20 protein-coding genes and 1 pseudogene are annotated in these 21,493 nt (G+C 61.7%); 11 read left to right on the top strand and 10 right to left on the bottom strand.

The window, feature by feature from the left end:
* The first annotated feature begins 8 nt into the window (after positions 1-8).
* The 8 genes from EOC94_RS04490 (at position 9) to EOC94_RS04460 (ending at position 7,918) form a co-directional block, all read left to right on the top strand.
* Positions 9-1,136, top strand: a complete 1,128-nt coding sequence (locus tag EOC94_RS04490; RefSeq protein WP_095486289.1) for a WD40 repeat domain-containing protein — start codon at positions 9-11, stop codon at positions 1,134-1,136.
* A 32-nt stretch (positions 1,137-1,168) separates the two neighbouring features.
* Positions 1,169-1,342, top strand: coding sequence for a hypothetical protein (locus EOC94_RS33995; RefSeq protein ID WP_185928160.1), 174 nt, complete (start codon positions 1,169-1,171; stop codon positions 1,340-1,342).
* A 701-nt stretch (positions 1,343-2,043) separates the two neighbouring features.
* A complete protein-coding gene (locus EOC94_RS04485; protein ID WP_127288813.1) occupies positions 2,044-2,799 on the top strand; it encodes an ABC transporter ATP-binding protein in 756 nt (251 codons plus the stop codon).
* Positions 2,792-3,538 (top strand): ABC transporter ATP-binding protein, encoded by a 747-nt coding sequence (locus EOC94_RS04480; protein ID WP_127288811.1) that lies wholly within the window; start codon positions 2,792-2,794, stop codon positions 3,536-3,538. Before EOC94_RS04485 ends, EOC94_RS04480 begins: the two co-directional genes overlap by 8 nt.
* Positions 3,539-3,585: 47 nt before the next feature.
* On the top strand, positions 3,586-4,782 hold the full coding sequence (locus EOC94_RS04475; protein WP_095486285.1) for an ABC transporter substrate-binding protein: 1,197 nt from the start codon (positions 3,586-3,588) through the stop codon (positions 4,780-4,782).
* Between the two features lie 69 nt (positions 4,783-4,851).
* Positions 4,852-5,739 (top strand): branched-chain amino acid ABC transporter permease, encoded by an 888-nt coding sequence (locus EOC94_RS04470; protein WP_095486284.1) that lies wholly within the window; start codon positions 4,852-4,854, stop codon positions 5,737-5,739.
* A 59-nt stretch (positions 5,740-5,798) separates the two neighbouring features.
* On the top strand, positions 5,799-6,722 hold the full coding sequence (locus EOC94_RS04465; protein ID WP_245465505.1) for a branched-chain amino acid ABC transporter permease: 924 nt from the start codon (positions 5,799-5,801) through the stop codon (positions 6,720-6,722).
* A gap of 263 nt (positions 6,723-6,985) precedes the next feature.
* Complete coding sequence (locus EOC94_RS04460; RefSeq protein WP_245465490.1) at positions 6,986-7,918, top strand: lipid kinase; 933 nt, start codon at positions 6,986-6,988, stop codon at positions 7,916-7,918.
* A 47-nt stretch (positions 7,919-7,965) separates the two neighbouring features.
* Here EOC94_RS04460 and EOC94_RS04455 read toward each other — a convergent pair whose 3' ends face one another.
* The 3 genes from EOC94_RS04455 to EOC94_RS04445 are packed head-to-tail and all read right to left on the bottom strand — an operon-like array spanning position 7,966 to position 10,884.
* Entirely contained in the window at positions 7,966-8,751 is a 786-nt protein-coding gene (locus EOC94_RS04455; RefSeq protein WP_127288805.1) for an ABC transporter ATP-binding protein, read from the bottom strand.
* The gene (locus EOC94_RS04450; protein ID WP_127288803.1) at positions 8,745-9,812 is read right to left on the bottom strand and encodes an iron ABC transporter permease; all 1,068 of its coding nucleotides are present in this window, start codon (positions 9,810-9,812) and stop codon (positions 8,745-8,747) included. The genes EOC94_RS04455 and EOC94_RS04450 overlap by 7 nt, the downstream gene beginning before the upstream one ends.
* Positions 9,802-10,884, bottom strand: a complete 1,083-nt coding sequence (locus EOC94_RS04445) for an ABC transporter substrate-binding protein (protein ID WP_245465504.1) — start codon at positions 10,882-10,884, stop codon at positions 9,802-9,804. Before EOC94_RS04445 ends, EOC94_RS04450 begins: the two co-directional genes overlap by 11 nt.
* Before the next feature lie 160 nt (positions 10,885-11,044).
* Between EOC94_RS04445 and EOC94_RS04440 the strand changes: the two genes are divergently transcribed.
* The gene (locus EOC94_RS04440; protein WP_127288799.1) at positions 11,045-11,833 is read left to right on the top strand and encodes a class I SAM-dependent methyltransferase; all 789 of its coding nucleotides are present in this window, start codon (positions 11,045-11,047) and stop codon (positions 11,831-11,833) included.
* A gap of 380 nt (positions 11,834-12,213) precedes the next feature.
* Here the strand turns inward: EOC94_RS04440 and EOC94_RS04435 are convergent, their stop codons facing one another.
* Positions 12,214-13,539 carry a type II toxin-antitoxin system HipA family toxin gene (locus tag EOC94_RS04435; protein ID WP_127288797.1) on the bottom strand — a complete coding sequence of 442 codons (1,326 nt, stop codon included), beginning with the start codon at positions 13,537-13,539 and terminating at the stop codon, positions 12,214-12,216.
* Entirely contained in the window at positions 13,539-13,793 is a 255-nt protein-coding gene (locus EOC94_RS04430; protein WP_095486276.1) for a helix-turn-helix domain-containing protein, read from the bottom strand. Before EOC94_RS04430 ends, EOC94_RS04435 begins: the two co-directional genes overlap by 1 nt.
* A gap of 214 nt (positions 13,794-14,007) precedes the next feature.
* On the opposite strand from EOC94_RS04430, the gene EOC94_RS04425 reads away from it, so the two are divergent.
* Positions 14,008-15,027: an LLM class flavin-dependent oxidoreductase gene (locus EOC94_RS04425; protein WP_127288795.1), complete on the top strand. Its 1,020-nt coding sequence runs from the start codon at positions 14,008-14,010 to the stop codon at positions 15,025-15,027.
* Positions 15,028-15,079: 52 nt separating this feature from the next.
* On the opposite strand, the pseudogene EOC94_RS04420 reads toward EOC94_RS04425, so the two are convergent.
* From EOC94_RS04420 to EOC94_RS04410, 3 genes and pseudogenes are all read right to left on the bottom strand, one after another.
* Positions 15,080-15,302, bottom strand: a pseudogene (locus EOC94_RS04420) (RES domain-containing protein); the annotation flags it as partial.
* 41 nt (positions 15,303-15,343) lie between these two features.
* Positions 15,344-15,583, bottom strand: coding sequence for a hypothetical protein (locus EOC94_RS35045; protein ID WP_281032961.1), 240 nt, complete (start codon positions 15,581-15,583; stop codon positions 15,344-15,346).
* A 49-nt stretch (positions 15,584-15,632) separates the two neighbouring features.
* Positions 15,633-16,352, bottom strand: a complete 720-nt coding sequence (locus EOC94_RS04410) for a methyltransferase (RefSeq protein ID WP_185928158.1) — start codon at positions 16,350-16,352, stop codon at positions 15,633-15,635.
* 793 nt (positions 16,353-17,145) lie between these two features.
* Here EOC94_RS04410 and EOC94_RS04405 point away from each other — a divergent pair.
* Entirely contained in the window at positions 17,146-18,120 is a 975-nt protein-coding gene (locus EOC94_RS04405; RefSeq protein ID WP_127288789.1) for an AraC family transcriptional regulator, read from the top strand.
* A gap of 211 nt (positions 18,121-18,331) precedes the next feature.
* Here the strand turns inward: EOC94_RS04405 and EOC94_RS04400 are convergent, their stop codons facing one another.
* Both EOC94_RS04400 and EOC94_RS04395 read right to left on the bottom strand, forming a co-directional pair.
* Complete coding sequence (locus tag EOC94_RS04400) at positions 18,332-19,981, bottom strand: GMC family oxidoreductase N-terminal domain-containing protein (protein ID WP_127288787.1); 1,650 nt, start codon at positions 19,979-19,981, stop codon at positions 18,332-18,334.
* A complete protein-coding gene (locus EOC94_RS04395) occupies positions 19,978-21,489 on the bottom strand; it encodes an FGGY-family carbohydrate kinase (RefSeq protein WP_127288785.1) in 1,512 nt (503 codons plus the stop codon). The genes EOC94_RS04400 and EOC94_RS04395 overlap by 4 nt, the downstream gene beginning before the upstream one ends.
* Between the last annotated feature and the right edge of the window lie 4 nt (positions 21,490-21,493).

Raw genomic sequence — 21,493 nt, 5'->3', positions numbered from 1 at the left:
GAATCGCCATGAACCAGCACGCGATACAGAACCTGACCTTGTTCGACCTGCTGGCGAGAAGCTGGCGTCGTCCGTCGGCGATCGCCGATCTGCGCTTTAGCGCCGATGACTCGACTGTCGCCTTCGCCTGCGTCGATGGAACGGTCGCCATAGCCGCGGTCGCCGACCAGGAACCGCCGCAGTCGCGGATCAGGGTGAGCGGCGATCTCGGCCAGACGACGATCCGCCCAAGGGAAAAATTTCCGTTGCCATTGATAGCCACTGCTGTGTTGGGAGATGGCGACGTTCCGCTCGCCAACTACCTTTCCTCCGGCTTCCTCGTTGGAACGGCGGCTGGCGAAGCGGTGCATCTGGCCGCGGACGGCAATGTGATGGAGACGCTGGTCAAGATCGACGGGCCGGTCGTCGCCGTCGACCACAGCCCCCGCACAGCCATCACAGCCGTCAGCAACGGGCAGGATGTCTTCCTGGCACGAGGCCAAGGCGATGCGGTGCGACTGCGACACGGTACGACACCGTCCACGGATGCGCTTGCCTTTTCGCCAGGCGGAAGGCGCCTCGCCCATAGCCTGGACGACGGATTGTCGATCTGGATGGTCGATGGCGACACCACCCTGATACGCGATATCGCCTTTTCAGCGCGTCCGATATCGATCCGCTGGAGTGGCGACGGCACCTGGCTGGCCTGTGGGCTCGAAGCCGGAGGCTTTGCCCTGGTGTGCATAGCCGATGGCCGCACTGGCATTATCGCGGGATTTCCATCCCCGGTCCGGACGGTGTGCTGGAGCCTGCCGGAGAATGCGCTGTTTGCATCGGGCGCCTTCCGGATCGCCGGCTGGTCGATGACCGCGCCGCCACTTGACGGCGAAATCTCCGGCGCGCTGGAGACTGGTCGCGCCGGGCTGGTTCCGGTCGAGACAGTGGCTGCGCACCCGGAGAAAAAACTGATTGCGGCCGGCTATGCCAACGGTCGGATCACCATCGCCCAGATCGGCGCGCGGGACGAACTCCTCGTCAGACCCCTGGGCAGCGCGGTGACCGCGCTTGCCTGGTCCAGTGACGGACAGCACCTGGCGGTGGGCACCGTCGACGGCACCGCCGCGATCGTCACCTTTCCCGCGTCGATGTTCAAATAGCAAAGGCAGGCCGCATGCAACAGGAGCACCAAATGCAAACCGAACCCACCCCCGAGGTCGAGAGCAAGGACGAATTTTTCGACCGGCTCGCCAAACTGTCGGAAGAAATGGTGGCCAAGCATGGCAAGGATTTCAGTATGGGAGCATTGGTGCTTGCCGCCCGCTGGATTGCCGAAAACCGTGTCGGCCAGTTGAAGACCAACTAGGCTCCTGACCAACCAGTTTCGCTCGTAAGCCATAGCTTCGAAGGAGCTTCAGGCGAGGCCATGGCTTGCGGGCGTCTTGATTGCGAGACACTCGCTGACTCCCAACACGCCATGCCCGCGCGCTACATTCCATATCAATGGAATTTATATCTTAGTTACGGATCACGTAGCGCACTTGGATTTGATAACGTCGAGCCCTTTCCTGCGGCCAATGTCGCACGATCGGTAATGGGCTTGATGCTGATAGGCGCGTGACCGCAGCCGTGCTGTCCAAGGCCCACATCGCACGATCGCCAGCGACTGAGCTGGATTTGCTACGTTTTCGACATTGATGCTGCGGCGGTGCAGGCGAACGATCCGAACCAGAAGGCTCTCAATGGCATCATTGGACTTAACCCCGCACTAGCGCGTCGCGGATGAGATCGGGATATCGAGGTTGACTGCGGTCAATTTGCCTCCCGATCGGATGTGATACCAACCGCTCGCCAGCTTCTCCAGGCAATCCTGTGCCAAGGACAGTGACTGAGCGTTTCACGAAGTTCGAGCCTTCTGAAAAATTGCAGCCTTGACGCGATGTGCATTAGGTCGTTTGTTGCGGGTGGGAGTGCCACGGGAGGAAACCATGGAAGTCACCCTAGGGGCGGACAGCCTCGCAGCGCGGTTCCACGTTTCACGCCGATGACCGGCGAAGGCTCCCGCGCATGAATTCCGGAGCGATCCTCGAAGCAGTGGGATTGACTAAGGAATTTAAGGGTTTCGTCGCTGTCAATAATGTCGACCTGATGGTCGAGCGAGGATCGATCCACGCGCTGATCGGCCCCAACGGCGCAGGCAAGACGACCCTCTTCAACTTGCTGACCAAATTCCTCCAGCCGACGCGCGGCGCAATCCGCTACCGGGGTCGGGACATCACCAGGATGCAGCCAGCCGACATCGCGCGGCTGGGCCTTGTGCGCTCCTTCCAGATATCGGCGGTGTTTCCGCACATGACGGCACTGGAGAATGTCCGCATCGCGCTGCAGCGCCGGCGCGGCGACAGTTTCGATTTCTGGCGCTCCGAGAAACTGCTGTCCACATTCAATAGCGAGGCCGCGGCTCTTCTCGCCGATGTCGGCCTGACCGAGTTTTCGGATATCCGCGCTAGCGATCTGTCCTACGGCCGCAAGCGCGCGCTTGAGATCGCGACGACGCTGGCGCTGAACCCTGAAATGCTGCTGCTCGATGAGCCTATGGCCGGCATGGCGCAAGAAGACATCGAGCGGATCTCGGCGCTGATCCGGCGCATCTCCAAGAACCGCACTATTTTAATGGTTGAGCACAATCTGTCGGTCGTAGCCTCACTGTCGAACCGCATCACCGTGCTCGCGCGCGGCAAAGTCCTCGCCGAAGGCGACTATGCCGCGGTTTCCAAAGATCCGCGTGTTATCGAAGCCTATATCGGGGCCGGACATGTCTGAAGTTGGACTTACGAGCAGGCCGGCTGCTGCCCCCTCGGCGCGACCCCTCCTGCGTGTCGATGGCCTGCAGGGCTGGTACGGCGAGAGCCATGTGCTTCACGGCCTGAGTTTCGAGGTTGGCGAAGGCGAAGTGGTGACGCTGCTCGGCCGCAACGGCGCCGGCAAGACGACGACGCTGAAGGCGGTCATGGGCATCCTGTCCAGGCGCTCGGGATCGGTCACCTACGACGGCCGGGAGACGATCAAGCTGCCGTCGCGGTTGATCGCACGGATGGGCATCGCCTACTGCCCGGAGGAGCGCGCAATCTTCTCAAGCCTCTCGGTCGAGGAGAATTTAATGCTGCCGCCGCAGGTGCGCCCCGGCGGGCTCACCGTCGAGCAGATTTTCGAGCTCTTCCCGCACCTGAAGGAGCGGCTTTCGAGCCAAGGCACCAAGCTTTCGGGCGGCGAACAACAGATGCTCGCCATTGGCCGGATCTTGCGGACGGGCGCGAAGCTGTTGCTGCTCGACGAGCCGACCGAGGGGCTTGCGCCCGTCATCGTGCAGCAGATCGGCCGCACCATTGCCCGGCTCAAGGACGAGGGATTCACGATCGTGCTCGTCGAACAGAATTTTCATTTCGCCGCATTGGTCGCGGACCGTCATTACGTGGTGGAGCAGGGGCGCGTGATCGACATGATTCCCAACCGCGAACTCGACGCCAACATTGACAAGCTGCACGCCTATCTCGGTGTCTGAGACAGCCATCAACGGGCGCGTCGCGCCGCAATCGGAGGAGAGTAGTGATGAAAGCAACAGGGTTCATTCTGGCTTCACTGGCGAGCCTTTTGTCGGCCGGCGCAGCCTACGCCACGGATGTCAAGATCGGCGTTCTGAATGACCGTTCCGGCATCTATGCAGACATCGCCGGCGAAGGCTCGGTCATCGCGGCCCAGATGGCGGCGGAAGACTTCAAGGCGACCGACAAGGGCATCAACGTATCGATCGTCTCCGCGGACCACCAGAACAAGCCGGACGTCGGCTCGAACATCGCCCGCCAGTGGTACGACACCGAAAATGTCGACGTGATCGCCGACGTGCCAACCTCGTCGGTGGCGCTCGCCGTCAACGAGATCACCAAGGAGAAGAACAAGATCTTCCTCGCCTCGGGTCCGGCCTCGTCCGACCTCACCGGCAAGGCCTGTTCGCCCAACACCGTCCACTGGACCTACGACACCTGGGCGCTTGCCAACGGCACGGGTTCGGCGATGGTCGCGCAGGGTGGCGATACATGGTTCTTCGTCACAGCCGACTATGCCTTCGGCCATGCGCTCGAGCGCGATACGTCGGCGGTCGTGGAAGCATCGGGCGGCAAGGTTCTCGGCGCCGTGCGTCATCCTTTCCCCGGCCAGGATTTCTCGTCCTTCCTGCTGCAGGCGCAAGGGTCGGGTGCCAAGGTCGTCGGCCTCGCCAATGCCGGCGGCGACACCATCAACGCGGTCAAGCAGGCGTCGGAATTCGGCATCACGCAGGGCGGCCAATCGCTCGCCGCCCTTTTGATGTTTATCAATGACGTGCATGCGCTGAGCCTCGAAGTGGCGCAAGGCCTCGTGCTCACCGGCGCATTCTACTGGGACAAGAACGATCAGACGCGTGAATTCTCTGCCCGCTTCCAGGAGCGGAACAGCGGACAGAAGCCTTCGATGATCGAGGCCGGAGTCTACGCTTCGGTGCTGCATTACCTTAAGGCCGTCGAGGCCGTTGGCGACAAGGATGCGGCCAAGGTGATGGCCAAGATGAAGGAAATGCCGACGGACGATCCGCTGTTTGGCAAGGGTACGATCCGCGCGGACGGGCGCAAGCTGCACGAGATGTACCTATTCCGAGTCAAGAAGCCGGACCAATCGAAGGGGGCATGGGATTATTTCGAGACCGTGGCCACCATTCCGGCCGACAAGGCGTTCCGCCCGCTCGCCGACGGCGGCTGTCCGCTCGTCAAATAAGCGGGCCTCGCCAACGACGCGCCGAACCGCTCGGCGCGTCCTCTCGTCGACAAGTCAACTGGAGCGACCATGTTCGAACTCCTTGGAATTCCGCCACAGGTCCTGTTCGGCCAATTGCTGCTCGGGCTGATCAATGGGTCCTTCTATGCGGTTTTGAGCCTCGGGCTGGCGGTCATCTTCGGTCTCTTGAACATCATCAATTTCACGCATGGTGCTCAGTACATGCTGGGCGCCTTCGGCGCCTGGATGCTGCTCAACTATCTCGGCGTCAGTTACTGGTGGGCTGTGTTCATCGTTCCGCCGATCGTCGGCCTCACCGGCATCGTGCTCGAGCGCGTGTTGATCCGACGGCTCTATCACCTCGACCATCTCTACGGGCTGCTGCTCACTTTCGGCTTGGCGCTGATCATCGTCGGCTTCTTCCGCCAGTTTTTCGGCGTATCTGGCCTGCCCTACCCGCCGCCGCCGCTTCTAACGGGGGGGCACAATCTCGGCTTCATGTACCTGCCCAATTCGCGCGCCTGGGTGATTGTGGCTTCACTCATCGTGTGCCTCGCGACCTGGTTCATCATCGAAAAGACCCGGCTTGGCGCCTATCTCAGGGCAGCGACCGAGAACCCGACCATGGTCGGTGCGTTCGGCATCAACGTGCCGCTGCTGGTCACGCTCACATATGGTTTCGGTGTCGCACTGGCGGGTTTTGCCGGCGTGCTCGCCGCGCCGATATACGCAGTCAATCCGAACATGGGCGCAGACCTGATCATTGTCGTCTTCGCCGTCGTCGTCATCGGCGGCATGGGCTCGATCCTGGGCTCGATCCTCACCGGCTTCGGGCTTGGGCTGATCGAAGGTCTGACCCGCGTGTTCTACCCGGAAGGCTCGGCCGTGGTGATCTTTGTCATCATGGCGCTGGTGCTGCTCGTCAAGCCCGCCGGCCTGTTTGGGCGGAGCGCGTGATGGTAACCGACACCAACCCGATTGCCATGACGGCCGTCACGTCCGTTGGCGCCGCCGGCATGCCACGCCATCACCTTGCGATCTTCGCCGCGCTTTTCGTCTTCCTCATCGCCGCGCCTTTTCTGTTCTATCCGATCTTTGTCATGAAGGTGCTGTGCTTCGCGCTGTTTGCCTGCGCCTTCAACCTGTTGCTCGGCTATGGCGGGCTCCTATCCTTTGGCCACGCTGCCTATTTCGGCATGGCGAGCTACGTCTCGGCCCATGCGGCAAAGGTGTGGGGTTTGACTCCCGAACTTGCCATTATCGCGGGCACGTTGGTGGCAGCTGTGCTCGGTCTCGCCATCGGCTCCCTCGCCATTCGCCGCCACGGCATCTATTTCGCCATGGTGACGCTGGCTTTTGCGCAGATGGTCTATTTCTTCTCGCTGCAGGCGGCGTTTACCGGCGGCGAGGACGGCATCCAGGCCGTCCCGCGCGGCCATCTGTTCGGGCTGATCGACCTGCGCTCGAGCGAAGTCCTCTATTTCTTCGTGCTCGCCATCTTTTTCGCCGGCATATTGCTGATCTACCGGATCATCCATTCGCCGTTTGGGCAGGTGTTGAAGGCGATCCGCGAGAACGAGCCCCGCGCGATATCGCTGGGCTATCGGGTCAACCGCTACAAGCTCACCGTATTCGTGCTGTCAGCCACGCTCGCCGGCGTTGCCGGCGCAACCAAGGCGATCGTATTCCAGTTGGCGTCACTTACCGACGTCTACTGGACCATGTCCGGCGAGGTCGTGCTGATGACGCTCTTGGGTGGCATGGGCACGGTTTTCGGACCTATCGTCGGCGCGGCAGTTATCGTCACGATGCAGAATTACCTCGCGACGTTTGGCGACTGGGTCACGATCGTCCAGGGCATCATCTTCGTTGTCGCAGTGCTGTTGTTCCGGGAGGGCGTCGTTGGCATCCTGGCAAAATGGATCGGGAAACCGCTCTGAACAGGTCATGAAACCTAAATTTCGATTGATCGACGGTCGAGATTGAGAAGTCGACCTACGAAGGATGTTTGAGCGTCAGGTTCGGCCAAGTTGGCCGCGGTGGATACGTGCACACAGCGTCCTCAACTGTGCCGATTCCTGATCGGATGTGACAACCAGCAATTCGGGCTGTTACGAAAATTCAACTCTGGGTCTTCCCAGGCACGCCTGTTGACGTCGTAATCCGCGGGCAAGCACCCTATCTACGCCGCATGAACGACACCATGACCAGACGCGCGCTTCTGCTCGTCAATTCAAAGGCGCGACGCGGGCAGGAATCTATCGCACCGGTCGTCGAGCGGCTGCAGGCCGGTGGGCTTCGCGTCACCGTCGAGACGTTTGAGGCGCTGCCCGAGATAGCACGCGACATCGTGCGCCTTCGCCATAGGGCCGACCTTGTGATCGTGTGCGGCGGCGATGGCTCGGTGTCCTCGGCGGCAGTCGCGGCCATGGAAAGCGGGCTGCCGATGGGCATCATCCCGATGGGGACGGCGAACGATCTGGCGCGCACCCTCGAAATACCGTTGGATCTGCTGAAGGCCGCTGACGTGATCGTACAGGGCGGAAGGCGTCTGATCGATGTCGGGACCGTCAATGGTCACGCTTTCTTCAACGTTGCGAGCATCGGCATCAGCACCGACCTTGCCCAGGGTCTCGACCCGGCGCTGAAGAAGCGTTTCGGCAGGTTTGGCTATGCCTTGGCTGCTATGAAAGTGTTGACCAAGGCTGGCCACTTCGAAGCAAGGATTACCGAAAAGGGCGTAACGACCGAAGTCGAGACCTACCAGATAGCGGTCGGCAACGGCCGGCACTATGGCGGCGGCAACGTCGTTGAGGAGACGGCGGAGATCGATGACGGCCATCTCGATCTGTACAGCCTGGAAATGACGAATCTCTGGAAAATGGCGCTTATGCTGCGCTCGTTCCGCTCAGGCACACACGGCGCCTGGAGCGAGGTTCGCACGGCCAGATGCGTCGAGTTCGACATCGAGACGAAAAGGCCGATGCCGGTGAACACTGACGGTGAGATCGTCACCTCGACCCCGGCGCATTTCAAGGTCCACCCGAAAGCGATTTCGGTCTTCGCGCCTGCCGCCGCGCGCGTGCAACCCCGCACCAAAATGCTTCGTGATGCGGTCAGCGCAAATAGCGGGTGATCAGTCTTCCGCTTCGGCGATTCGACTTCAGCCCTAAAGTTTGATGGCTAAGCTGCTATCGACGCAGCCGCTGCCGTTTCATCCGCAACGCCATCCACCATGACATGACCGATGCCCCGCGAGCATCGCTCGACCCGCGCCTCGACGCGATAAACGTCACGAAGGAGCGCCGGCGTAACGACCTCTTCCGGCGTACCGCAGGCGAACATCCGGCCGTCGGCGATGACGATGCATTTGTCGGCGAAGCGCAGGGCCTGATTGAGGTCGTGAATTGCGATCAGCACTGCAATCCCGTGCTTGCGTGCAAGCCCGCGCATGAAGCTCAGCACCTCGACCTGCCGGTGCAAGTCAAGCGCGGACGTCGGCTCGTCCATCAGCAGGATTTCAGGTTCGCGGGCGAGGGTCTGTGCGATGCTTACCACCTGCCTTTGCCCGCCGCTCAGTTCTCCGACATTGCGAAAGGCAATTTCCGAGATGCTGAGCGCGGCCAGGATACCGTCTATGAGCGCGAGGTCGCCGTCACCGACCGACCAGGCCGAGCCCTGCTTGCGGGCGAGCAGGATCGATTCATAGACGGTCAGCACCGCGTTGGCTGCCGTATCCTGAGGCATGTAGCAGATGCCGTCCGGTCCCTTGGCCGCTCCATCGAGGCAGACGCGGCCCGGGCCCTTCAAAAGTCCTGCGATGCGCTTGAAAAGCGTCGACTTGCCCGCTGCGTTGGGCCCGATGACGGCAACCACCTCGCCACCCCGAAAAGTGGGAGTTGAAACGTCCGAAAGGACGAGCCGCGCGCCGTGAAACGCTCCGAGACCATCGAGCCTGATCGTTACCATGAGCGCCTCACATTCGAGAGGATCAGCGAGATGAAGAAGGGAATGCCGACAAGCGAGGTGACGATGCCGATCGGAAAGATCGTGCCTGGGATGAGCGACTTGCTGGCAACCGAGCTCGCCGAAAGGATGAGGGCGCCAGCAAGCGCGGAAGCGGGCAGGAAGAAGCGCTGATCTTCTCCAATCAGCATGCGGGCGATGTGCGGGCCGACCAACCCGATGAAGCCGATCGTGCCGACAAAGGCGACGGGAATGGCGGCGAGCAGGCTCACCATCATCATGGTTTCGAGCCTCAGGCGCGCGACCTTGATCCCGAAACTCGCGGCCTTGTCTTCGCCTAGCCGCAGCGCCGTCAGCGCCCAGGCGCGGCGCGCGAATATCGGAAGCGTTGCGAGAAGGATGAGGCTGGTGATGATGAGCTTGGGCCAGGTGGCCTTGGTGAGACTTCCCATCGTCCAGAACACGACCGCGGCGAGCGCCTGCTCTGAGGAAAGATACTGGACGAGCGACAGCAGCGCATTGAAGGTGAAGACGAGCGCGATGCCGAGAAGCACGATGGTTTCAACCGTCACGCCGCGCTTGAGACTCAGCAGGTGGATGACGAGCGCGGTCAGCATCGCAACCACGAAGGCGTTGAGCGGCACGACATATTCGATCGCGGCGGGGATGAGCGCGACGCCGAAGGCAAGCGCAAGCGCGGCGCCGAAGCTGGCCGCCGCCGAAATGCCGAGCGTGAACGGACTGGCGAGCGGATTGTTCAGGATGGTCTGCATCTGCGCCCCGGCGACCGACAGTGATGCGCCCACGACCACCGCCATCAGCGCGATGGGAAGCCGGATTTCCCACAGCACCACGCGCACGTGAAGCGGCACGCTGCCCGGAGAAACGAGGGCGAGCACCACCTGGTCGAGGCTGTAGCTGGCAGGGCCGAGGGCGAGGTCGATGCAAAGGCTCATGAGCAGCGCCAGGACGAGGCCTGCGAGGATAAGCTGCTTGCGCAGGACGAGGGCGCGGTAGAGGCCGCGCCCTTCCTTGGCCGATAATGCCGCTGGCTCACTGCTCATTGGAGAGCGAGACCCAATGGCCGGGCCTGTACTCGACCGGCAGGAACTTCTCGTGCAACTCCTTGAAGGTGGCCTCGGCGTCCAGATCGTCGAACAGGTCGGGGTGCAGCCACTTGGCCATCTGCTGGATGGCGACGAACTGATAGGGGCTGTTGTAGAACTGGTGCCAGATGGCGTGGACCTGCCCGTTTTCCACCGCCTTGACGCCGGTTAGCGCGGGCCGTTCCGTCAGACCCTTGAGCTTCTTCAGTGCTTCCGCCTCGTCCGCGCCGGGACCGACGCCGACCCATTTGCCGCCCGGCACATACGCTTCCCAGCTACCGCCCGTCACAATCACCTGGTCGGGATCGCTTGCGATGATCTGTTCGGGGTTGAGCGCGCCAAACGTGCCCGGGATCAGGTCCGCCGCGATGTTCTGGCCGCCGGCCATCTCCACGAACTTGCCGAAATTGTCGTTGCCGAAGCTCATGCAGCAATCGTCGGAATAGCCTCCGGCGCGCTCGATGAACACGGTCGGGCGCTTGGGAACATTCTTTGCGATAACATCGGTGACCCGCGCGATCTGGGCCGCGCGGTAGGCGATGAACGCTTCCGCCCGCTCCTCCTGGCCAAAGAGCTTGCCGATGAGGCGCATGCTCGGCTCGGTGTTGGTGAAGGGATGCTCGCGGAAATCGACATAGACCACCGGGATGCCGACGGCGGCGAGCTTTTCGATGTATTGCGCGTCCTCGGTTGCCTGCTTGGACTCGATATTCATGATCATCACGTCCGGCTGAAGCGCGATGGCCTGCTCGATGTCGAAGGTGCCGTCCTTGAAACCGCCGAAGGTCGGGATCGTGGCCATCGAGGGGAATTTTTCCAGATAGACGGCGTAATTGTCGGGATCGGCCTGCGAGAAATCCTCGCGCCAGCCGACGATCCGCTTGAAGGGATTGTCGGTATCGAGCGCGGCAATCAGGTAGATCTGCCGGCCTTCGCCGAGGATGACCTTCTCGACCGGCGTCTTCACCTCGACCTTGCGGCCGCTAATGTCGGTGACGGTTTCGGCGCGCGCGCCGAGGGTAAGCGGCATGAACGCCGCGAGGGCGACCGCGGCCGCAAATATCGACTTCAAAATCATTGTGCTCTCGTGATTTAGTTTGCCGCCACGGCTTAGAAAACATGAGTTGTGTAATCAAGAATTATCTTTTAGAGCAATTCCAATGTAGGGCTTTGGGGACGCGTTTCGGGCGATGACGGTTCACGCAAACTATTCGCTGCGCGACGAAATTCGGGACTATTGGTCCGACCGAGCCGAGACGTTCGACCTGCAGGTCGGTCACGAGATTTTTTCCGAGCGCGAGCGCGCTGCCTGGCATGCGCTCATAAGCAGGCACCTTGGGCAAGGCGCCGGGCGGGCGTCTCTGGATCTCGCCTGTGGGACAGGCGTTATCTCGCATCTGATGCACGATCTCGGCTTTGTGGTGACAGGCCTCGACTGGTCGGAAGCCATGCTCGCCAAGGCGCGCGCCAAGGCACAGAACCGCGGCGCCGATATCCGCTTCATCGTGAGGGATGCCGAACGGACGCTCGAGGACAAGGCGAGCTACGATGTCATCGTCACCCGTCACCTCGTCTGGACGCTGGTGGATCCGAAGGCGGCCTTTGCCGAATGGTTCTCGCTGCTGAAGCCCGGCGGCAAGCTGCTGGTCATCGACGGGGATTTTGTCAGCCGCAACTGGGCGACGAGATTGCGGGAGGTTTGGGAGAAGCTGACGGCAGGCAAGTCGCGGGTCGCAGACAATGAATGCACCGCCATGGCCGGACGCCACAAACGCATTCTTGCCCGCGTCCATTTCTCAGGCGGCGCACGGGCGGGAGAGATAAGGCGCTTGCTGGCCGAAGCCGGGTTCGATCAGCCCGTCGTCGACTGGAAACTGGGCGCGATCCATCGCGCTCAGGCTCGACAGATGAGTTGGCCTAAGGCGATCGAGCGAGCCATCCAACACCGCTTCGCGATCTGCGCGACGAAGCCGAAGTAAACTCCTCGGCGCTGCCAGCGTCGGTCGTTTCATGCCTGCTTCGTTTGAAGCCGTTCGTCGCCTCAAAGGAGCGGGGCGGCGACACGCCAACGAATAGCTGCCAGTCTGCTTTAGCTTACCTTCGCGGCAGCGCAGATCAGCGACGACATCGGCCGGGTTTGCGCGGGTACTAAGCGCATATTGGACGATGCACTGCTGACCGTAGTCAGTGTCGATCACCAGGGTCATAGCCCCTTTTCGGGTATCCGAAATACGCGAGAATTCCAGTTTAAGTGCCGGGCCATCATCTTCCCAGGGGACATGTTTCATCGAATTCGGGGCGCTTGTCCCAGATCAGAGAGCCCCAGCCAAGGATTGCTATCCGCGGGCGTTGCCCCAACTCAGACATGAGAAGCCTCCAGAGAATTTGCGACGAGCTGGCTGCGGTGCTTGATGGCCGCCACTGTCGAGGTCACAAGCTGATCGGGGAAGCTACCGGGCAGCGACCCGACAACAGCTTGTACTTGCCGATCGGCATTGGCTTCAATGTCTTCAAAAATCGCCCGCATCGCCGGAGTGCCGACACCAGCGACATCGGCCGTCTGCATGAAATGTCGTGGCACGATGTCACTGATGGCATAGTGGCGATTTGTTCCGACGGACATCGCAAGTTTGAATTTCTTGCGTTGAATTTGGCCCTGGTCGAGGCTCGGCTGCGCTGTCAGCACATCGTACAGCGGCGTCATGCGATAGCGCCCGCCGGGACCGAGGAAAATGCTGAAATTTTTTGCATGCCCATCGGTTGCGCCGAGCAACCAGAATATGATGCTCGCACGCATGAAAGTCGTGATGTCGGCATCAGGCGTGTCGCTGCCTTTGAGCAGATTGATGATCTCGCGCATACCGGGACCACCATCAGACTGGTACTTTCTTGTCGGCGGGATCGATAGCGCCTGGCAGATGTCTTCCTGCGGCAGTCGCAGCAGTCGCCCATCTCTTGCCCAAAGACGATCGAAGCGTTCGACGATCAGTGTGCGGCGTTCCCCGAAAACGGCGATTTCAACGGGGGGTGTTGGGATACCAAACGAATGCAGCAGTCTGAGGCATAGATATTCGTTCTCGACGCTGTTGGAGAGGTCGATGCCATTGGGAAGCTGCCCGATCTGCGGTTTGAGGATGTGGGTGGTTGCCGTCGTTCCTGTCGGCTTGAACCATTGGCCGTCCTTACGCAGCAGCGCGGTTTTTTCCTGAGCGCCGGCGATCGAGATTCGGAAATCTTCGTCTTCGCCCATGCCGAGGGGTGCTGCCGCGAGATTCTTGATAATGTCGGTGATCTCGTCGTCAGTGATCAGTTTGCCGTCGGTGTCGCCGGCGGTCCCGGGCTCGACGCCATCAGGCAGAAACTGGAGTGCGCCGACGCAATCATGACCGAGGGCCGTCAGCAGGCTGAAGGCGTCTGTGCCGTCTGCGCCAACGCGTTCGGCGACGCGCTTTCGGATGAGGTCGCTGTCAGGCAGCAGGTTGTCGAACACATTGATGACGGGGGTGCCAATATACCGATCCTCGCGCAAGGGCAGCGACAGTGACACTGGGAACGTGCCGCGCCAGTTCAGCCAGTCGCGTCCGTACTGGAAGTCGATAGCACCTGTCGCCTCACGGCGCAGGACGCCGACATGGCGGCTGTTCAGAAAGACATTGAGAGGAGCGTGAGCGCGTTTCCGTGCCATCAGAACAGGTCCTCGATATCGGCGGCACTGCCTTGGGTGCGTGGCCGGACGACCAGTTCAAGGTTCAGAGCCGAAAGCGCTTCCATTAAAGTGCGCAGCTGGACAGCGGGCTCTCCGGCTTCCAGACGTGAGACAGTGCCCTGGCGCAGATGGATTTGTTCGCCTAGAGCCCCCTGGCTCAGCCGTGCCTGTTTTCGAGCGCGGCGCAGGATGGCGCCAAGCTGTTTTTCTGTGCGGGCGATCTGATCGGTCATAGCAATCCTCCACGCATCAATATACGCGAGGGCGTATAAACTGTCAATATACGCGTTCGCGTTTAAAATCTGGATATACGCGAAGGCGTATAAAAGGTGAAAATACGCGTTTGCGTATGGCGCTTCCAAAGCCGCCAGGTCTGAATTGGCGTGGCAGGCGAGCGGTTCAATAACTAGATAACGAAAACGCCTTTCACTCTGACGTGGCATTCTCATGAAAAAAATCGGGTTTCTGTCGTTCGGACACTGGGCGCCCTCGCCGCAATCGCAGACGCAATCAGCCTCCGACGCTCTGCTGCAATCCATCGAGCTTGCCGTTGCTGCCGAGGCGCTGGGCGCCGACGGGGCATATTTCCGTGTGCATCATTTCGCACGGCAACTCGGCTCGCCATTCCCGCTGTTGGCGGCAGTCGGCGCCAAGACCAGCCGCATCGAGATCGGCACAGCGGTGATCGACATGCGCTACGAGAACCCGCTCTATATGGCCGAGGACGCCGGTGCCGCCGACCTGATCGCCGGCGGGCGTCTGCAGCTGGGCATCAGCCGCGGCTCGCCCGAGCAGGTGATCGACGGCTGGCGCTACTTCGGCTACGCCCCGCAGGAGGGTGAGAGCGACGCCGACATGGCCCGGCGGCACACGGGAGTGCTGCTCGAAGTCTTGCGCGGCAAAGGCTTTGCCCAGCCGAACCCGCGGCCGATGTTTCCAAACCCGCCCGGCCTGCTTCGCGTCGAACCACACTCGGAGGGTTTGCGCGACAGGATCTGGTGGGGCGCCGCGACCAATGCCACCGCGGAATGGGCGGCGAAACTGGGAATGAACCTGCAGAGTTCCACGCTCAAATTCGACGAGGGCGGAAAGCCTTTTCACATTCAGCAGGCCGAACAGATCCGGGCCTTTCGTGCGGCCTGGAAAGCGGCCGGTCACGAACGCGAGCCGCGGGTGTCGGTGAGCCGTAGCATCTTCGCGCTGGTGGACGATCGCGACCGCGCCTATTTCGGCAGCAATGAGAGCGAGGATCATTTCGGCTACATCGAAGCGGACAGGCGCGCCGTGTTCGGCCGCACCTATGCCGCCGAGCCGGACGGCCTCATCGAGGAACTGAAGAAGGACGAGGCCGTTGCGGAGGCCGACACGCTGCTGCTCACCGTTCCCAACCAGCTCGGCGTCGATTACAACGCGCATGTCATCGAGGCGATCCTGACCCATGTCGCCCCGGCCCTGGGCTGGCGCTGACGCTTGCGGCCAAAGCCCCTGCCCTTCCGCGAATGCTTCATCGCCAGGACAGCTAGTCCTTCGGCAGCCGGCCGCTCGGATCGAACACGTTCACTTTGTGCGAAAGATCCGGACCCCAGTCCCACAGCACCAGGTTGCGGTCCTCCGTCTCGGCGCCCGGAGCAAAACTCGGAATCAGAATACCGGCGATGCCTTGAGGTCGCAGTCGGTCATAGATGGACCAGGACGCAGGACGCTCTCCCCCCGCTGAGAGCCGTCGCCCAGGCGATGAGCTGCAAATGCCGGGCCCTCTTCCATATTGGCGATAGTTCAGTGCCTAGATCGGCACCGCTTCGACCAGATGGATTGCAGATGCAGTTTTCATCGTTCGCGTGAGCCGGAAGCCGGCTTTTTCCAACAACGCCGCAAGATCAGACTCGCTGCGGAGCTTTCCCCCGAAAATCATGAGCATGAGCATGTCGAAGCTCCGGCCGTAGAGGGACTCTACGCCCGGGTCGGCGATCAGCAGGGCGCCTTGTGGGGCGATGGCGGTGCGGACGTTCCGCAGCACCGCCATTGCCGTATCGTCGGTTTGGTCTACGAGAATGCGCTTCAGAATGTAGAGATCACCGCCAACCCGGGACCTCACGAAGGAAGTCGCCGCCGACGATCTTGCACCGATCAACGACGCGCGCCGCCAGCATCTCCTGCGCCTCGGTGGCCACGTGCGGCAGATCGAGCAGCGTTCCCCTAATGCCCGGATGGGCTTCGAGAATGCTCAGCAAAAGTCCGCCACGCCCGCCGCCGACGTCGACGACCGAAAGGTCCGGTGCGAATTCGTAGGCGTCGCAAATGGCTACGCCTTCCTGGCTGGACATCTCGCTCATGGCCTGATTCATGACTGCTCCCACCGCTGGGTTCATGCGGAAGTACTCGTATATCCCATGGCCGTTCGTCTTCTCGAACGTGCTCTCGCCGGTGCGCATACTATGCAGCAGGCACGGCCACGAGGCGGCTAAGCACTCCTGCGCCATCAGCATGGCATAGTGGCGGACCGAGCGTGGCGCGCCAGTCTGAAGGAGCCGCCCCTTGCTGGTGTTGACGAACATGCCGGGCGTCGGTTCTTCCAGAATACCGAGGCTGGCCAGAACGCGCATCAGACGCAGCAGCGCGCCTTGATTTGTCTTCGTTGTCGCGGCGATTTCCGCGACCGACCGGGGGCCGTGCTTGAGCAGGTCGGCAATGCCTAGTTCTGCAGCGACGCCAAGTACGTGGGTTTTCGCTACGCCGAGTGTCATCGCCAGGACGTCTTGCACGTCGGAAATGTCGGCAAGGGTGTTCGACATGTCATGTTTCATCGTGAGCCACTTTGTTTGCATTGAAGTGGAAACTCTCGCGGCCAGGTGAGCCTTTTGCCTATGGCGGTTGTCCATTTGAAAACAACAGAACTGGCCGGCCTCATTCCCGGCTGAAACGACGCGGGTCGAACGGGAGGTCGGCGAGTTGGGTCAGCGACATCACCTCGAGATCTGGATGCGAGAGTGGGTCGCGCAACCACTGACGCCATCTTGCAGCGTCGTCCCCGCACGCCTTGACGGGAGGTGGGAATGAATGAGGACTGAGAGCGTCTTCGTGGACGAATCTCCATTCCACGTGCACTCTTCGGATTTTCCAGATCATCTGGCTCCTCCTCTGCTCAGAAGTCATTTGCGGGTCGGCTCGTGCGTTCGCTTGGGATCAGGACACTGCGCCCCCCTGGAAAGAGGCAGCACAAAGGCGTTTGCGCCAAGGCACGGCCGGGCAACCTCGCCGCCGCGAGACTTGAGTTGTGGCGGCCATGACAAACGCATGTTGAATACTGCCACGGGTTCCTTCCTGCGCTGCGTAGACTCGGAGAACTGCCGTGGATCAACAGGCCATCGCAGCGTCGTTCGTTTATCGCTTCGAAAGGTCGTGGCGTTTTTCACCGTGTGCGATCACCATGTTTGTTGATGCTACCGAACCCGGCTCGTCGAGCCGTGGGCAGAAGCGAACGCGATTATGGACTCGCGCGAAAACGTGATTTTTTACTGGAAAGTTGTATTTCTCGTCGATAAGTTGCAATTCTCGCACAAATCGGGAAGCACAGAGAGGGTTTAAATGGCCTCCTCAGCCGCCGAGTTTGCGTCAATCTGCTTTTCAACCGAGGGGTTGCCAGAGCCGGACCGCTTCGAGTTTTGGCGCGAAGTGCTCGGGCGCGCGATTACGAAATTCGAGATTGACCCCGTGCCGGACAGCTCGCCTGACGCAAGCATCACGCTGCGTGCGCTGCCCGGTGTTGACATTGCCAGTGGAGCAGCTGCCGGCATGCAGTACAGGCGCACACCGGCGCTGATCGACAGCGACGACATCGTTCTGTTTGTGGCTTTATCCGGCGCCCAAACGGTCGACCAAATCGGCCGCGAGTGCACGATCAGTGCGGGCGAGGCCGCAGTGTTTGCATGTGCTGAGCCGGGCCTTGCAATTCCTCGTGAACGTCAACACCGGATCGCCTTTCGCACCCCGCACGATGTGCTCGCCCCGATGGTCGGCAACGTGGAGGACGCGATCTGCAAACCCATTCCGTCGACAGTCGATTCCTTGCGATTGCTCGTCAGCTATGCTGCCACACTTGAGGATGTGGACCAGCCCTTAACGCCAGCGGTTGCGAACCTTGCGGCAACCCATATCCAAGACCTCGTGGCGCTGGCGATCGGCGCGACTCGCGACGCCGCAGCGATCGCCGAAGGTCGCGGCCTGCGTGCAGCACGGCTCAAGGCTATTAAGGCCGATATCGTCAGCAATCTCGGCTACCACGACCTCACCGTCGGCGCCGTGGCGCTGCGCCATGGCGTCACGCCACGCTGCGTTCAAAAGCTGTTCGAGACCGAGGGGAGGACGTTTTCCTCCTTCGTGCTCGATCAGCGTCTCGCGCGCGCCCGTCGGCTCCTCAGTGATCCACGTTACGCCGACTGGACGATCAGCTCGATCGCATTCGAAGGCGGCTTCGGGGATCTCTCCTACTTTCATCGCGCCTTCCGGCGGCTCTACGGCGCGACACCCTCCGATATCCGCCAGGGGATGCTCGGCTTTTAACAGCCAATGAGTGTTTGGCATGTCGCCCGCGAAGCTTCTGAGGGACCTGAAGTTCGACCATACGCCGATGCTGTTGGCCGATTCGGGCGTTCCGCGGCGGTGTGCCAGCCCAGGACTGGGCACTGCTGGCTACTTTGGTCCATCGCCGCGAAGGTGCTGATGGCGCGATTGGCGCTTCGGCACCCTGATCCTCAAGCCAAGAGGTGTCAGCCTAGTTTGGCGCAGATGCGCCACCGAGGATCATTCTCGTGGTTGCGTCGTGCAAGATCATTTCCGATGCCTTCTCCGCGATCATCACCACTGGAGAGTTGGTGTTGCCGGAAACGATCGTCGGCATAATCGAAGCATCGACGATGCGCAGGCCTGAAATGCCGTGCACCCGCAGCCGGCCGTCGACAACCGCCATCGGGTCTGCGCCCATCTTGCAGGTGCCAACCGGGTGGAAAATCGTCGTGCCGATATCGCCAGCCTTGCGGACGAGATCTTCATCGCCTTCATATTGTGCGCCGGGCAGCATTTCCTCAGGCGCGAAACGGGCAACGGCGCGCGCCTTCATCAAGCGGCGGACATGGCGGAGCGATGCTACAGCCACCGTCCGGTCTCCCTCGGTAGACAAATAGTTCGGCCGGATCTTCGGGGCAGTCTGCGGATCGGGCGTCTCTATGTGGACAGTGCCGCGGCTTTCCGGTCTGAGGTTGCAGACCGAAACCGTGACCGCGGGGAAGCGATGCAGCGGCTCGCCCAGCCGGTCGGTGCTCAACGGCTGAACATGGTATTCGAGATCGGGCGTCTCCAGGCGTGGGTCGCTTCTGGCGAAGATGCCAAGCTGGCTCGGCGCCATCGACAGCGGTCCGGTGCGACGGATGGCGTATTCGACGCCCATGGCCGCGCGGCTGAACAGATTGTGGTAGCGCTGGTTTAGCGTCGAGGCATTGGCGACCTTGAAGACTGTGCGAATCTGCAGATGATCCTGCAGGTTCTCGCCGACGCCACCCAGCGCGTGGCGAACCGGGATTCCTGCTGCGCCAAGCACGGCAGGTCGGCCGACGCCGGAAAGCTCGAGCAGCTTCGGCGAATTGATCGCGCCAGCGGCAAGTATCGTCTCGCCTGCCCGCGCACGATGCAACTGACCGCCCATCCGGAAGACAACGCCAGTGACGCAAGCTCCGTCGAAATCCAGGGCCTCGGTCTCGGCGCCGGTCACGACGCGCAAATTCGGCCGCCGAAGCACGCTCCGCAGGAACGCTTTCGAGGTATTCCAGCGCACGCCCTTCCTCTGGTTGACCTCGAAATAGCCCGACCCTTCGTTGGTCCCGCCGTTGAAATCCTCGGTCCGGGGGATGCCGAGTTCCTCGGCAGCGTCGCGGAAGGCATCCAGGATTGGCCAGGACAGGCGTTGGCGCTCGACGCGCCATTCGCCACCGGCGCCGTGAAGGTCGCTCGCACCGCCAAAATGGTCCTCGGACTTGCGGAAATATGGAAGCACGTCATCCCAGCCCCAACCAAGATTTCCGGCTTGCCGCCAGCCGTCATAGTCGGCCGCCTGGCCGCGCATGTAGATCATGCCGTTGATCGACGAGCAGCCGCCCAGAAGCTTGCCGCGCGGATAGGTAAGCGCACGACCGTTCAGCCCGGCTTCAGGCTCGGTCTTCATCAGCCAATCGGTGCGCGGGTTGCCCATGCAATAGAGATAGCCGATGGGAATGTTGACCCAGTGGTAGCGGTCACTGCCGCCGGCCTCCAGAAGCAGCACGCGCATGCCTGGATTGGCCGACAGTCTGTTGGCCAGCACGCAGCCGGCTGAACCCGCGCCGACGATGATGAAGTCGTATTGTCCAAAATCGGCAACGGTCTGTGTCAATTAGAGGTCCGTTCGCTTGCCATCCTGTCCCATAGCGGACCCATGGCCTGGTTGATCTCGCCATACAGACGATAGCGCTGCTCATAGAACGGTGCGATCTCGCTATTGGGCTTGTAGAAGCGGTCGGGCGCGGTCATCGCGGCGACGCCCGCAGAGAAGTCGGCAAACAAGCCGACGCCGGTCCCGGCTGCAATTGCAGCTCCCAGCGCACCAGTCTCGCGGCTGCGCGCCACGGTCACCGGCACTTTCAGCACATCGGCAAATATCTGCGGCCAGATGGCGCTGCGCGAGCCGCCGCCCGAAAGAACCGCCTGGCTGACAGTGGCTCCCGCTCGACGCAGCGTCTCGACATGGCGCCGATGTTCGAAGACGACACCCTCGAACAGTGCGCGCAGCATATGCGCCCGCGTGTGCCAGCCGGCGATGCCGTAGAAACCTGCACGCGCCTTGCCATTCTGCTGCGAGCCGTAAAGGAATGGGTGGTAGATCGGCATGTCTCCCGCGGGATCGACGGAAGCAACAAGCTCGCTGCATATCTCGAATGGCGATGCGCCTGCCGGCGCATGCTCGAAGAACTCACGCACGATCCACTCGAGATTTGCGGCCGAAGTGGCGCTCGATTCGATGGCGAGGTAGCGCACCGGATCGAATGTCGACAGCATGAAGATCGACGGATCGCGGATCGGCTCTTCGGTGATAACCTGGTTGATGCTCCAGGTGCCGGCAATGATGGAAGCGGCGCCGGTGCTGGTGACACCCGAACCGATGGCGCTGGCGACGACATCGAACAGCCCCGCCACCACGGGCGTGCCCGCCCGAAGGCCGGTGGCGGCGGCGACATCGCGCGTGATATGGCCGGCGATGTCGGAGGCTTCCAGCATGTTCGGCAGCAGTTCCATGCAATCGTCGAGACCGTAGGCGGCCAGCAACTCACGCTCGTAGCGTCGACCGGGCATGTGCAAAAGCCCGCAGCCAGACATATCCGAGGTTTCGGTCGAGCGCGCGCCGGTAAGGCGGTTGACGACAAAATCCTTGCACAGGAAGACGGTGCCTATTCGGGCAAAAAGCGCCGGGTCATGGCGCTTGAGCCACGCCAGCAGAGTCGGCGTCTGCGCCGCCCAGGGCCGTTGCAGGCAGTGGACATAGGTCCGGTCGCCAACGCCTGCGGCGGCCCATTCGCTCACGAAGCCGACGCCGCGCGTGTCGAGCGACTGGATGCCGAGCAGCGGGTCGCCGCTGCGGTCTAGCGCATAAAGCCCGTTGCCGTGGCCGGCGCAGCCGATCACGGCGATGTCGCGGGGGTCGATGCCCGACTGGTCGAGACACTGGCGGATGACCTCGACGGCGCTGCGCCACAGTTCGCCGAGGTCCCGCTCGACATGGCCGGGCTTTGGCATGCAGGAGCGGCCGTCCCGAGCGGCGAGCGCGAGCTCGCGACCGTCGGTGTCGAAGATGATGGCCTTGATGACGGTGTTGCCCGCATCAAGACCCAGAATGTATTGCTGCATTAAG

Origin of the sequence: Mesorhizobium sp. M6A.T.Ce.TU.016.01.1.1, assembly GCF_003997065.1 — a bacterium.
GTDB lineage: Bacteria > Pseudomonadota > Alphaproteobacteria > Rhizobiales > Rhizobiaceae > Mesorhizobium > Mesorhizobium mediterraneum.
Note: the sequence above shows the minus strand (reverse complement) of the source record. Positions and strands in the feature narration are given on the sequence as shown.

Coding starts and splice junctions, on each gene's coding strand:
- EOC94_RS04490 (WP_095486289.1), top strand. CDS start 9: ATGAACCAGCACGCGATACAGAACCTGACCTTGTTCGACCTGCTGGCG.
- EOC94_RS33995 (WP_185928160.1), top strand. CDS start 1,169: ATGCAAACCGAACCCACCCCCGAGGTCGAGAGCAAGGACGAATTTTTC.
- EOC94_RS04485 (WP_127288813.1), top strand. CDS start 2,044: ATGAATTCCGGAGCGATCCTCGAAGCAGTGGGATTGACTAAGGAATTT.
- EOC94_RS04480 (WP_127288811.1), top strand. CDS start 2,792: ATGTCTGAAGTTGGACTTACGAGCAGGCCGGCTGCTGCCCCCTCGGCG.
- EOC94_RS04475 (WP_095486285.1), top strand. CDS start 3,586: ATGAAAGCAACAGGGTTCATTCTGGCTTCACTGGCGAGCCTTTTGTCG.
- EOC94_RS04470 (WP_095486284.1), top strand. CDS start 4,852: ATGTTCGAACTCCTTGGAATTCCGCCACAGGTCCTGTTCGGCCAATTG.
- EOC94_RS04465 (WP_245465505.1), top strand. CDS start 5,799: ATGCCACGCCATCACCTTGCGATCTTCGCCGCGCTTTTCGTCTTCCTC.
- EOC94_RS04460 (WP_245465490.1), top strand. CDS start 6,986: ATGACCAGACGCGCGCTTCTGCTCGTCAATTCAAAGGCGCGACGCGGG.
- EOC94_RS04455 (WP_127288805.1), bottom strand. CDS start 8,751: ATGGTAACGATCAGGCTCGATGGTCTCGGAGCGTTTCACGGCGCGCGG.
- EOC94_RS04450 (WP_127288803.1), bottom strand. CDS start 9,812: ATGAGCAGTGAGCCAGCGGCATTATCGGCCAAGGAAGGGCGCGGCCTC.
- EOC94_RS04445 (WP_245465504.1), bottom strand. CDS start 10,884: ATGCCGCTTACCCTCGGCGCGCGCGCCGAAACCGTCACCGACATTAGC.
- EOC94_RS04440 (WP_127288799.1), top strand. CDS start 11,045: ATGACGGTTCACGCAAACTATTCGCTGCGCGACGAAATTCGGGACTAT.
- EOC94_RS04435 (WP_127288797.1), bottom strand. CDS start 13,539: ATGGCACGGAAACGCGCTCACGCTCCTCTCAATGTCTTTCTGAACAGC.
- EOC94_RS04430 (WP_095486276.1), bottom strand. CDS start 13,793: ATGACCGATCAGATCGCCCGCACAGAAAAACAGCTTGGCGCCATCCTG.
- EOC94_RS04425 (WP_127288795.1), top strand. CDS start 14,008: ATGAAAAAAATCGGGTTTCTGTCGTTCGGACACTGGGCGCCCTCGCCG.
- EOC94_RS35045 (WP_281032961.1), bottom strand. CDS start 15,583: ATGGCGGTGCTGCGGAACGTCCGCACCGCCATCGCCCCACAAGGCGCC.
- EOC94_RS04410 (WP_185928158.1), bottom strand. CDS start 16,352: ATGTCGAACACCCTTGCCGACATTTCCGACGTGCAAGACGTCCTGGCG.
- EOC94_RS04405 (WP_127288789.1), top strand. CDS start 17,146: ATGGCCTCCTCAGCCGCCGAGTTTGCGTCAATCTGCTTTTCAACCGAG.
- EOC94_RS04395 (WP_127288785.1), bottom strand. CDS start 21,489: ATGCAGCAATACATTCTGGGTCTTGATGCGGGCAACACCGTCATCAAG.